Annotated in this window: 7 protein-coding genes and 1 pseudogene; all 8 read left to right on the forward strand. The window is 48.1% G+C overall.

Annotation, left to right across the window (positions count from 1 at the left end; translation table 11 throughout):
* Nucleotides 1-92 precede the first annotated feature (92 nt).
* Nucleotides 93-3,539: a CHAT domain-containing protein gene (locus HFV01_RS22495; protein ID WP_318286299.1), complete on the forward strand. Its 3,447-nt coding sequence runs from the start codon at nucleotides 93-95 to the stop codon at nucleotides 3,537-3,539.
* A 97-nt stretch (nucleotides 3,540-3,636) separates the two neighbouring features.
* A complete protein-coding gene (locus tag HFV01_RS22500) occupies nucleotides 3,637-4,224 on the forward strand; it encodes a hypothetical protein (RefSeq protein ID WP_193520401.1) in 588 nt (195 codons plus the stop codon).
* A gap of 51 nt (nucleotides 4,225-4,275) precedes the next feature.
* Nucleotides 4,276-4,449, forward strand: coding sequence for a hypothetical protein (locus HFV01_RS22505; protein ID WP_193520402.1), 174 nt, complete (start codon nucleotides 4,276-4,278; stop codon nucleotides 4,447-4,449).
* Nucleotides 4,450-4,661: 212 nt separating this feature from the next.
* Entirely contained in the window at nucleotides 4,662-4,886 is a 225-nt protein-coding gene (locus tag HFV01_RS22510; protein WP_193520403.1) for a hypothetical protein, read from the forward strand.
* Nucleotides 4,883-5,284, forward strand: coding sequence for a type II toxin-antitoxin system death-on-curing family toxin (locus HFV01_RS22515; RefSeq protein ID WP_006621448.1), 402 nt, complete (start codon nucleotides 4,883-4,885; stop codon nucleotides 5,282-5,284). The genes HFV01_RS22510 and HFV01_RS22515 overlap by 4 nt, the downstream gene beginning before the upstream one ends.
* A gap of 104 nt (nucleotides 5,285-5,388) precedes the next feature.
* Nucleotides 5,389-9,075 (forward strand): CHAT domain-containing protein, encoded by a 3,687-nt coding sequence (locus HFV01_RS22520; RefSeq protein WP_318285881.1) that lies wholly within the window; start codon nucleotides 5,389-5,391, stop codon nucleotides 9,073-9,075.
* A gap of 178 nt (nucleotides 9,076-9,253) precedes the next feature.
* Nucleotides 9,254-11,863, forward strand: a complete 2,610-nt coding sequence (locus tag HFV01_RS22525) for a CHAT domain-containing protein (RefSeq protein WP_318285882.1) — start codon at nucleotides 9,254-9,256, stop codon at nucleotides 11,861-11,863.
* Between the two features lie 274 nt (nucleotides 11,864-12,137).
* Nucleotides 12,138-12,329: pseudogene (locus HFV01_RS22530) on the forward strand (DUF2887 domain-containing protein); the annotation flags it as partial.
* Nucleotides 12,330-12,690 lie beyond the last annotated feature (361 nt).

The following is a 12,690-nucleotide window of genomic DNA, read 5'->3' on the forward strand; positions in this document are numbered from 1 at the left end:
ATGTCGCCGACTCTGAAAAACGCAGCTTTCCGTCGGTGGGGTGTAACGCCGCGAAACCCAACATCGATTTCCCATTAATAGTAGGTGGTGCAATGAAAAGATTAATGATTGGTTCTCTATTAGGAGTAACAATGCTAGTGGCGACTCCCGCCATATTCCCAATTCTGACACAGCGCAGTTATGCCCAAACCTCCCAGACTCAGGCGGCACAACTGCAACAACTGATTGATTTGGGATTTCAGCAAACTCAGCAAGGGCAACCTTTACAAGCCATAGAAACACTTAAACAAGCCCTAGCTATTGCCCAAAGTATCCAAGGTCGAGAAGACGAAGCATTCGCAAATCTTCTTCTGGGTTTCAACTATTATCATATCGGCAAACCCCTGGAAGCCTTAACATACTTACAGCAAGCATTACCCATTATGCGGGAAGTGCGCGATCGCACCGGGGAAGCCACTACTCTCAATAATATCGGTGCAGTTTACAGCGATATGGGTCAACCGCAGGAAGCCTTAACATACTACCAGCAAGCATTACCCATATTGCGGGAAGTGAGCGATCGCACCGGGGAAGCGGCGACTCTCAATAGTATCGGTGGACTTTACCACGATATCGGTAAACCCCAGGAAGCGTTAACATACTTCCAACAAGCATTATTTATCACGCGGGAAATAAGCGATCGCAGACAGCAAGCCACTACCCTCAATAATATCGGTGCAGTTTACGGCGCTATCGGTAAACCCCAGCAAGCGTTAACATACTTGCAGCAAGCATTACCCATTAGGCGGGAAGTTAGCGATCGCGCCGGGGAAGCCAATACCCTCAATAGTATCGGTGGAGTTTACCACGCTATCGGTAAACCCCAGGAAGCCTTAACATACTACCTGCAAGCATTACCCATTAGGCGGGAAGTGAGCGATCGCGCCGGGGAAGCCACTACTCTCAATAATATCGGTGAAGTTTACCGCACTATCGGTAAACCCCAGGAAGCCTTAACATACTACCTGCAAGCATTACCCATTAGCCGGGAAGTGAGCGATCGCAGGGGAGAAGCCACTACTCTCAATAATATCGGTGGGGTTTACCACGATATCGGTAAACCCCAAGAAGCCTTAACATACTACCTGCAAGCATTATCTATGACGCGGGAAGTGAGCGATCGCAGGGGAGAAGCCACTACTCTCAATAATATCGGTGGGGTTTACCACGGTATCGGTCAACCCCAGGAAGCCTTAACATACTTGCAGCAAGCATTAGCCATTATGCGGGAAGTGCGCGATCGCGCCGGGGAAGCAGTTACTCTGAGTAATATCGGTGAAGTTTACAGCGCTATCGGTCAACCCCTGAAAGCCTTAACATACTACCTGCAAGCATTACCCATTAGGCGGGAAGTTAGCGATCGCGCCGGGGAAGCCAATACCCTCAATAGTATCGGTGGAGTTTACCACGATATCGGTCAACCCCAGGAAGCCTTAACATACTACCTGCAAGCATTATCTATTAGGCGGGAAGTGAGCGATCGCGCCGGGGAAGCCAATACCCTCAATAATATCGGTGCAGTTTACCACGGTATCGGTAAACCCCAGGAAGCCTTAACATACTACCAGCAAGCATTACCAATATGGCGGGAAGTGAGCGATCGCGCCGGGGAAGCGACTACTCTCAATAATATCGGTGGAGTTTACCGCGCTATCGGTAAACCCCAGGAAGCCTTAACATACTACCAGCAAGCATTACCCATTAGCCGGGAAGTGAGCGCTCGCGCTACGGAAGCCAATACTCTCAATAATATCGGTGCAGTTTACCGCGAAATAGGTAAACCCCAGGAAGCGTTAACATACCTCCAGCAAGCATTAGCCATTAGCCGGGAAGTGAGCGCTCGCGCCGGTGAAGCCAATACCCTCAATAGTATCGGTGCAGTTTACAGCCAAATAGGTCAACCCCAGGAAGCCTTAACATACTACCAGCAAGCATTACCCATTATGCGGGAAGTAAATTATCTCCGTGGGGAAGCAGTTACTCTCAGTAACATTGGTGCAGTTTACCGCGCTATCGGTCAACCCCAGACCGCCATCGAAAACTTGGAAAAATCCGTACAAATTACCCTAGAAATGCGTGCAGGTTTGCAACAGGAAAACCGCGAATCATTCCTAGAAAGTAACCGAGGAACACCCGTCGCCCTTGTGGATCTTCTCATTGACCAAAACCAACCCGACCAAGCCTTTAAATGGTATAACCTCGCCACCACCTTCGACCTCGCCGACTATACCCGCCTGCTCGAGGCAAAAGTTAGTAATCCAGAAGCCCAGAAAATGATTGACCAGTGGAATCAAAACCATCAACGCCTACAATTCCTTTACTCCCAAGTTGACGACAACTGGACACCAGAACTACCTCAACAAATCAACCAATTACAAGCCGAAAATAGCCAACTCGCCGAGGATATCTCCCGCCAATATCCCGAAGTTTCCGAACTCTTTGAAACCACCCCCCAAGATATCGAAACTCTCCAAGCCAATATCGCTCCGGGAACCCTGGTTATTCAACCCGTTTTGTTAACTAATATTCGGAACGTCGAGAATAAAATCGGCATTTTTGTAGTCAGCCGCGACCAAGCCACCCTCGTCCGTACCATTCCCATTAACCCCAGCGAATTTGATGCCATACTCACCGAATATCGCGCCCAACTCGAAAACCACAACCGCGAGGACTACGATCGCAATCAAGAACTACTGTATGATTATCTCATTCGTCCCGTCGAGGCGGATATTGCTGCCTATTCTCCCGACCAAATCGCCATTATTGCCACCGGAAAACTGCGTTATATCCCCTTTGAAACCCTCTATGATAATCAGAGCGAACAATACCTCATTGAAAAATACCCCATCCACTACCTCACCCGCATTTCCGCCACCCGCAATATTCCCAATAACCCCCGAACCTCCACCCAGGTTTTAGCCTTTGGCAACCCCACACCCACCTCCCAAGAACTTCCGGGAGCCGAACAGGAAGCCCGCCAAGTTACCGAAATTTTATCAGGGGAATATTGGCTGCGGGAACAAGCCACCCGCGACCGTTTTTATAACGATTCTGCCCGGTTTAATGTCCTGCATTTGGCGACCCATGGCTGCTTTCAAAAGCCAGGATGTCCCCGCCTAAACTTAGAGGCAAATAACATCTTATTTGCTAATGGTGAAAAATTCAATATTGCTGATGCGGCATTGTTGGGATTAAACCAAACTAATTTGGTGGTTTTAAGTGCTTGTCAAACCGCCATGGAAGCCGAATCAGACGGGCGGGAATTTGCAGCGGTTGCCTACTTATTTGAACGGGCGGGAGCCGATGCCGTGATAGCCAGCCTCTGGAATGCCGAGGATAATAAAACCCTCTTAATTATGACACAATTTTATGAGAATGTCAACCAGGGAATGACCAAAGTTGAGGCATTACGGCAGGCAAAATTAGCCTTCGCCCAAGAAGCGGTACATCCATTTTATTGGTCGCATTTAATTCTGATAGGTGATGGCAGTTCCTTTTAAGGTGGATATCTGCGGCTGAGGGTCGGGAAGTTTCCGAAAAATAGCGGAGTCAGCTTGAAGATATTAATATGAGATTAGATTTGAACGGACACCTACGATGAAAACTCCTCAACTGATGATTTGCCTATCCCTAGCTGGTCTGACGATCGCCACCGGTGACATTCAACCAGCGATCGCACTCCCCGTGCTGGTAGCCCAAAACCAAGCACAAAATCGACCGATTCCGATTTCCCTCCCCACCTCGGCGACGGTGATTCTGGTTAATGGCGGTCAACGCTCCGGTCAACTGGTTGAAATTAAGCCACAATATCTCATTGTAACACGAGGTGAGAGTCGCGCTCAAGAAGCGATCGCCAATGTTTCCCGCGTGCGACTTGGGGGGGATATTTGGTGGCCGACTTCCGACGGTCGGATAGTGCTTCGCGGCAACGGTGACGACGAAGAGAACATTCTCGGAAACCCCCGACGCTTCCGGGTGCGGGTGGATGGATTAGTTTGGGAAGATGCGGATAAAGGCCTTTTGGCGATCGCACCAGAAGCCGTTATCGCAGTAGATGATAAACCCGGTGTTCCGAGGGGGATGAGGAACATAATTTATAGTCGTTATGTGGTGACTGCCATAGAATTTGACCCCCAGAATGCCGAGTTAATTATCACGGCGCAATTGCGATCGCCTTCCGAATAGTTATGGGAACTGGGATGATAATTTTAACTGAACCTCATTGAGGAATGAATCATGGAAAATACCAATATTAAACAAGAAGCCAAACGCCTGATTGATGAACTTCCCGATAATTCGACTTGGGATGACCTGATGTATTCGATTTATGTCAGGCAGGTGGTCGAAGCGGGAATAGCTGACAGTGAAAATGGTAAAGCGGCTTCCCGTAGGTTGGGTGTAACGCAGTGAAACCCAACTAACTTCCCGTCGGTGGGGTGTAACGCCGCTTCCCGTAGGTTGGGTGTAACGCAGTGAAACCCAACTAACACTTTCTAGGATTATATAGCAACCGCCAGAGCGGTTCGGACTGAGCGACTAATTTTAGACCCGCCTTGAAATGAATTTGAAGGCTGATAGCAAAAGTCCACTCAAGTAGACTAAATAGACAAGAGGAGATCATCATGAATTCCGATATCCGTCAAGAAATTATTGACCTAGCCAGAGAACTACCCGATGATGTTTTGCCAGATGTTCTGACATTTTTACGCTTTATAAATGACCGCAAAAAACCAATAATTCCAGATAATGATACTGCCAATAATCAGGCAGATTCGAGTCGTGCGATCGCGGCTTATAAGGCGATCGCTGATAAGTACAAGAATGCGTTGCGGGAATTAGCAAAGTGAACCAACCATTATGGATATCCGAAGAAATTGTTAGATTCATTCATCAAGATCAAATTCAGCAGCATGGTGGTTGTTTGGGGATTAGGGATGAAAATTTGCTTTCTGCGAGTTTAGCAAGACCCCAACATTTATTTGCTTACAGTCAATGTAACTTATTCGATCTGGCTGCTGCTTATGGCTACAGTTTGACTAAAAATCATCCATTTATTGATGGAAACAAACGGACTGCTTTTGCAGTAATGGCAACATTTTTATTGGTCAATGGATATTTGCTTAACGTTCCAGAGACAGAGGTTGTCACTATAATGGAACGCTTGTCAACTGACCAGAAAACTCAGCAATCTTTAGCCGAGTGGTTAGCCCATAATTCCATAATTTCATCTCTGGATGAAACTTGAAATGATAGTGGGGTGTAACGCCGCGAAACCCAACTAACTTCCCGTCGGTGGGGTGTAACGCCGCGAAACCCAACATCGATTTCCCATTAATAGTAGGTGGTGCAATGAAAAGATTAATGATTGGTTCTCTATTAGGAGTAACAATGCTAGTGGCGACTCCCGCCATATTCCCAATTCTGACACAGCGCAGTTATGCCCAAACCTCCCAGACTCAGGCGGCACAACTGCAACAACTGATTAATTTGGGAAGCCAGCAAACTCAGCAAAGGCAACCTTTACAAGCCATAGAAACACTTAAACAAGCCCTAGCTATTGCCCAAAGTATCCAAGGTCGAGAAGACGAAGCATTCGCAAATCTTGGTCTGGGTTTCAACTATTATCATATCGGCAAACCCCTGGAAGCCTTAACATACTTACAGCAAGCATTACCCATATTCCGGGAAGTGAGCGATCGCGCCGGGGAAGCCAATACCCTCAATAATATCGGTGGAGTTTACCACGCTATCGGTCAACCCCTGGAAGCCTTAACATACTACCAGCAAGCATTACCAATTAGGCGGGAAGTGAGCGATCGCGCCGGGGAAGCCACTACTCTCAATAATATCGGTGCAGTTTACAGCGCTATTGGTCAACCCCAGCAAGCCTTAACATACTACCTGCAAGCATTACCCATATTGCGGGAAGTTAGCGATCGCGCCATGGAAGCCACTACTCTCAATAATATCGGTGCAGTTTACCACGCTATCGGTCAACCCCAGGAAGCCTTAACATACTTCCAGCAAGCATTACCCATTAGGCGGGAAGTTAGCGATCGCGCCGGTGAGGCAGCTACTCTCAATAATATCGGTGCAGTTTACGGCGATATCGGTAAACCCCAGGAAGCCTTAACATACTACCTGCAAGCATTACCCATTAGCCGGGAAGTGAGCGATCGCGCCGGGGAAGCCAATACCCTCAATAGTATCGCTGGAGTTTACCACGCTATCGGTCAACCCCTGGAAGCCTTAACATACTTGCAGCAAGCATTACCCATTAGGCGGGAAGTTAGCGATCGCGCCGGGGAAGCAGCTACTCTCCATAATATCGGTGCAGTTTACGGCGATATCGGTCAACCCCTGGAAGCCTTAACATACTACCAGAAAGCATTACCCATTAGGCGGGAAGTGAGCGATATCCGTGGGGAAGCGGCGACTCTCACTAATATCGGTGCAGTTTACCACGCTATCGGTAAACCCCAGGAAGCGTTAACATACTTGCAGCAAGCATTACCCATTAGGCGGGAAGTTAGCGATCGCGCCGGGGAAGCCAATACCCTCAATAGTATCGCTGGAGTTTACCGCCAAATAGGTAAACCCCAGGAAGCGTTAACATACTTACAGCAAGCATTATCTATCACGCGGGAAGTTAGTGATCGCGCCACGGAAGCCACTACCCTCAATAATATCGGTGGAGTTTACGGCGCTATCGGTCAACCCCAGGCAGCCTTAACATACTTCCAGCAAGCATTACCCATATTGCGGGAAGTGAGCGATCGCGCCGGGGAAGCCAGGACTCTCACTAATATCGGTGAAGTTTACCGCGCTATCGGTAAACCCCAGGAAGCCTTAACATACTACCAGCAAGCATTACCCATTAGCCGGGAAGTGAGCGATCGCGCCGGGGAAGCGGCTACTCTTCATAATATCGGTGTAGTTCACCGCGAAATAGGTCAACCCCAGGCAGCCTTAACATACTTACAGCAAGCATTACCCATTAGGCGGGAAGTGAGCGATCGCGCCACGGAAGCAGCTACCCTCAATAGTATCGGTGTAGTTTACAGCGCTATCGGTAAACCCCAGGAAGCCTTAACATACTACCAGCAAGCATTACCCATTAGGCGGGAAGTGAGCGATCGCGCCGGTGAAGCGGCTACCCTCAATAATATCGGTGCAGTTTACCGCGATATCGGTAAACCCCAGGAAGCCTTAACATACTACCTGCAAGCATTATCTATCACGCGGGAAGTGAGCGATCGCGCCATGGAAGCCACTACCCTCAATAATATCGGTGGAGTTTACAGCAATATCGGTCAACCCCAGGAAGCCTTAACATACTACCAGCAAGCATTACCCATTAGGCGGGAAGTGAGCGATCGCGCCGGGGAAGCCACTACCCTCAATAATATCGGTGGAGTTTACAGCGATATCGGTAAACCCCAGGAAGCCTTAACATACTACCAGCAAGCATTACCCATATTGCGGGAAGTGAGCGATCGCGCCGGTGAAGCCGGGACTCTCAGTAATATCGGTGCAGTTTACCGCGATATCGGTCAACCCCAGACCGCCATCGAAACCTTGGAAAAATCCGTACAAATTACCCTAGAAATGCGTGCAGGTTTGCAACAGGAAAACCGCGAATCATTCCTAGAAAGTAACCGAGGAACACCCGTCGCCCTTGTGGATCTTCTCATTGACCAAAACCAAGCCGACCAAGCCTTTAAATGGTATAACCTCGCCACCACCTTCGACCTCGCCGACTATACCCGCCTTATCGAGGCAAAAGTTAGTAATCCAGAAGCCCAGAAAATGATTGACCAGTGGAATCAAAACCATCAACGCCTACAATTCCTTTACTCCCAAGTTGACGACAACTGGACACCGGAACTATCCCAACAAATCAACCAATTACAAGCCGAAAATAGCCAACTCGCCGAGAATATCTCCCGCCAATATCCCGAAGTTTCAGAACTCTTTGAAACCACCCCCCAAGATATCGAAACTCTCCAAGCCAATATCGCTCCCGGAACCCTGGTTATTCAACCCGTTTTGTTAACTAATATTACTAACGTCGAGGATAAAATCGGCATTTTTGTAGTCAGCCGCGACCAAGCCACCCTCGTCCGCACCATTCCCATTAACCCCACCGAATTTGATGCCATCCTCACCGAATATCGCGCCCAACTCGAAAACCACAACCGCGAGGACTACGATCGCAATCAAGAACTACTGTATGATTATCTCATTCGTCCCGTCGAGGCGGATATTGCTGCCTATTCTCCCGACCAAATCGCCATTATTGCCACCGGAAAACTGCGTTATATTCCCTTTGAAACCCTCTATGATAATCAGAGCGAACAATACCTCATTGAAAAATACCCCATCCACTACCTCACCCGCATTTCCGCCACCCGCAATATCCCCAATAACCCCCGAACCTCCACCCAGGTTTTAGCCTTTGGCAACCCCACACCCACCTCCCAAGAACTTCCCGGAGCGGAACAGGAAGCCCGCCAAGTGACGGAAATTTTATCAGGGGAATATTGGCTGCGGGAACAAGCCACCCGCGACCGTTTTTATAACGATTCTGCCCGGTTTAATGTCCTGCATTTAGCGACCCATGGCTGCTTTCAAAAGCAAGGATGTCCCCGCCTAAACTTAGAGGCGAATAACATCTTATTTGCTAATAATGAAAAATTCAATATTGCTGATGCCGCCTTGTTGGGATTAAACCAAACTAATTTGGTGGTTTTAAGTGCTTGTCAAACCGCCATGGAAGCCGAATCAGACGGGCGGGAATTTGCAGCCGTTGCCTACTTATTTGAACGGGCGGGAGCCGATGCCGTGATAGCCAGCCTCTGGAATGCGGAGGATAATAAAACCCTCTTAATTATGACAGATTTTTATGAGAATGTCAACCAGGGAATGACCAAAGTTGAGGCATTACGGCAGGCAAAATTAGCCTTCAGCAAAGAAGGGATACATCCATTTTATTGGTCCCATTTAATTCTGATAGGTGATGGCAGTTCCTTTTAAGGTGGATATCTGCGGCTGAGGGCAGTACATTGACGACCGACCAAACCCATATTATTGGGGGAGAGGTGCTTGATAAGGTGCTAGGAACTATGCTATAATTTCCCCAGGGGGGAGAAGGGGATTGCCACCCCATATCAACTGGTAAATTAACCTGAATAAACTTAGATTAGGTGGTGCTATGAAAAGATTAATGATGGGTGGTTTATTGGCAGTAACAATGCTAGTCGCGACTCCGGCGATATTCCCAATTCTGACACAGCCGAGTTATGCCCAAACCTCGGAGACGGAGGCGGAAGAGTTGCAAAAACGGCTGGATTTGGGATTTCAGAAAAGTCGGCAAGGGCAACCTTTACAAGCCATAGAAACCTTTAAACAAGCCTTAGCTATTGCCCAAACAATTGCCAGTCGAGAAGGGGAAGCATTCGCCTACTTTGGTCTGGGTTTCAACTATCATCATATCGGTCAACCTCAGCAAGGGTTAACATACTTCCAGCAAGCATTACCCATTATGCGGGAAATAAGCGATCGCACCGGGGAAGCGGCGACTCTCAATAGTATCGGTGGACTTTACCACGATATCGGTCAACCCCAGGAAGCGTTAACATACTTCCAACAAGCATTATTTATCACGCGGGAAATAAGCGATCGCAGACAGCAAGCCACTACCCTCAATAATATCGGTGCAGTTTACCACGCTATCGGTCAACTCCAGGAAGCCTTAACATACTTCCAGCAAGCATTACCCATTAGGCGGGAAGTGAGCGATATCCGTGGGGAAGCGGCGACTCTCACTAATATCGGTGCAGTTTACCACGCTATCGGTCAACCCCAGGAAGCCTTAACATACTACCTGCAAGCATTACCAATTAGGCGGGAAGTGAGCGATCGCGCCGGGGAAGCGGCTACTCTCACTAATATCGGTGCAGTTTACCGCGATATCGGTCAACCCCGGGAAGGGTTAACATACTTCCAGCAAGCATTATCTATCACGCGGGAAATAAGCGATCGCGCCAGGGAAGCGGCTACCCTCAGTAATATCGGTGAAGTTTACCGCGATATCGGTCTACCCCAGGAAGGGTTAATATACTTCCAGCAAGCATTATCTATCACGCGGGAAGTGAGCGATCGCGCTACGGAAGCCACTACTCTCCATAATATCGGTGCAGTTTACGGCGATATCGGTAAACCCCAGGAAGCCTTAACATACTTACAGCAAGCATTACCCATTAGGCGGGAAGTGAGCGATCGCGCCAGGGAAGCGGCTACCCTGTATAATATCGGTTTAGTTTACCGTGATATTGGTGAACCCCAGAAAGCGATCGACAACTTGGAAAAAGCCCTCCAAATCACCCTAGAAATACGAGCCGGGTTAGCACAGGAAAACCGCCAACAATTCCTACAAAATAACCGAGCGATATCCGTGGCTCTGGTGGATCTTCTCATCGACGAAAACCGACCCGACCAAGCCTTTAAATGGCATCACCTCGCCACCACCTTCGACCTCGCGGACTATAGCCACCTTATCGATGCCCAAGTTATTAATTCACCCGCCCAGAAACTGATTGACCAATGGAATGAAAACCATGAACGCCTAAAATTACTTTACGCCCAAGTTGACGACAACTGGACACCGGAACTATCCCAACAAATCAACGAATTACAAGCCGGAAATAGCCAAATCGCCGAGGATATCGCCCGCCAATATCCCGAAGTTGCGGAACTCTTTGAAACCACCCCGCAAGACCTGGAAAATCTCCGGGAAAATATCGCCCCCGGAACCCTAGTTATTCAACCGATTTTGTTAACAAATATCAGCGAAGTTCCCGATGCGATCGCCCTGTTTATGGTCAGCCGCGACCAAAAAGCGATCGTGAAAAAAACCCCGATTAACCCCAGCGAATTTGATGGCATCCTCACCGAATATCGCGCCCAACTCGAAAACCACAACTCCGAAAATTTCGATAGAAATCAAGAACTCCTGTATGATTATCTAATTCGTCCGATAGAGGCAGATATTGCCGCCCATTCTCCCGAAAAACTCGCGATTATTGCCACCGGAAAACTGCGTTATATCCCCTTTGAAACGCTGTATGATAATCAAAGGAACCAACACCTAATTGAAAAGTACCCCATCCACTACCTAACGAGGATTTCCGCCCGTCGCCAAGTTCGCAGCAACACCACCTCATCCCCCCGTGTTTTAGCCTTTGGCAACCCCCAACCCAGCCCCTTTGATACCCCCGGAGCGGAACAGGAAGCCCGCCAAGTTACGGAAATTTTCTCAGGGGAATATTGGGTGAGGGAAGAAGCGACCCGCGACCGTTTTCAGAACGATTCTCCCCGGTTTAATATCCTCCATTTAGCCAACCCAATCTGCTTTCAAGCCAACGGATGTCCGGGGCTAGGTTTAGGGGCAAATCAGATATTATTTGCCCATGGAGAAACCTTCAATATTGCGGATATAGGATTGTTAGGATTAAACCAAACCAACTTGGTAGTTTTAAGTGGTGGTTTTCCAACCGGGATGGAAACCGAATCAGAGGGCGGCGGATTAGTAGCGATCGCCTACTTATTTGAACGGGCGGGAGCCGATGCCGTGATAGCCAGCCTCTGGAATGCGGAGGATAATACAACCCTCTTAATTATGACAGAATTTTATGAGAATGTCAAGCAGGGAATGACGAAAGCCGAAGCCTTACGGCAGGCGAAATTAACCTTCGCCCAAGAAGGCATACATCCCTTTTATTGGTCGCCATTAATTCTGATAGGTGATGGCGGTTCTTTTTAAGGTAGATATCGGCTGCTGATGCTGAGGGGAAAGGGGCAAGGTGTTAGCAGTCGGAGCCTGACACCTTATACATACAATCACAGAGAAAACATGATGATTGTCTTATGGGTAGCTGTCCTGAAGGTCGCCACGGGTGATAGAGCGATCGCACCGAGAGAGGCATTTATGAGAGGTGCTGCCAGGTTAAGGAGTAGGCTATAATCAAAGCCCAACTGCCAAGGAGACTAGGGCAAATCAAGGCAGTGGAACGCCAATTATCGAGGGATTATCCCCTGTGAAAACAGATAGTATATTCTACCGAATTTTCCAACAGTACCCCCGCAGTTTTTTTGAGCTGCTGAACCGTCCACCGGAAGAAAGCGATCGCTATCAATTCACCTCTGTGGAAGTGAAACAACTAGCCTTTCGCCTCGACGGAGTATTTCTGCCGACGACCCCAGAAGGCGATCGCCCATTGCCCATTGCCTTTCCAGAAATTAATCAACGGGGCAGCATTAATTATTAATTATTAATTATTAATTATTAATTATTTTGTCCTCTAGCAATTAGGGACGCGCGTCCAAGTGATGGGCGAGGCGATCGCCCATTGCCCATTGCCTTTCCAGAAATTAATCAACGGGGCAGCATTAATTATTAATTATTAATTATTAATTATTAATTATTTTGTCCTCTAGCAATTAGGGACGCGCGTCCAAGTGATGGGCGAGGCGATCGCCCATTGCCCATTGCCTTTCCAGAAATTAATCAACGGGGCAGCATTAATTATTAATTATTAATTATTAATTATTAATTATTTTGTCCTCTAGCAATTAGGGACGCGCGTCCAA

The organism is Limnospira fusiformis SAG 85.79, assembly GCF_012516315.1.
Classification (GTDB): Bacteria; Cyanobacteriota; Cyanobacteriia; order Cyanobacteriales; family Microcoleaceae; genus Limnospira; species Limnospira fusiformis.

Coding starts and splice junctions, on each gene's coding strand:
- HFV01_RS22495 (WP_318286299.1), top strand. CDS start 93: ATGAAAAGATTAATGATTGGTTCTCTATTAGGAGTAACAATGCTAGTG.
- HFV01_RS22500 (WP_193520401.1), top strand. CDS start 3,637: ATGAAAACTCCTCAACTGATGATTTGCCTATCCCTAGCTGGTCTGACG.
- HFV01_RS22505 (WP_193520402.1), top strand. CDS start 4,276: ATGGAAAATACCAATATTAAACAAGAAGCCAAACGCCTGATTGATGAA.
- HFV01_RS22510 (WP_193520403.1), top strand. CDS start 4,662: ATGAATTCCGATATCCGTCAAGAAATTATTGACCTAGCCAGAGAACTA.
- HFV01_RS22520 (WP_318285881.1), top strand. CDS start 5,389: ATGAAAAGATTAATGATTGGTTCTCTATTAGGAGTAACAATGCTAGTG.
- HFV01_RS22525 (WP_318285882.1), top strand. CDS start 9,254: ATGAAAAGATTAATGATGGGTGGTTTATTGGCAGTAACAATGCTAGTC.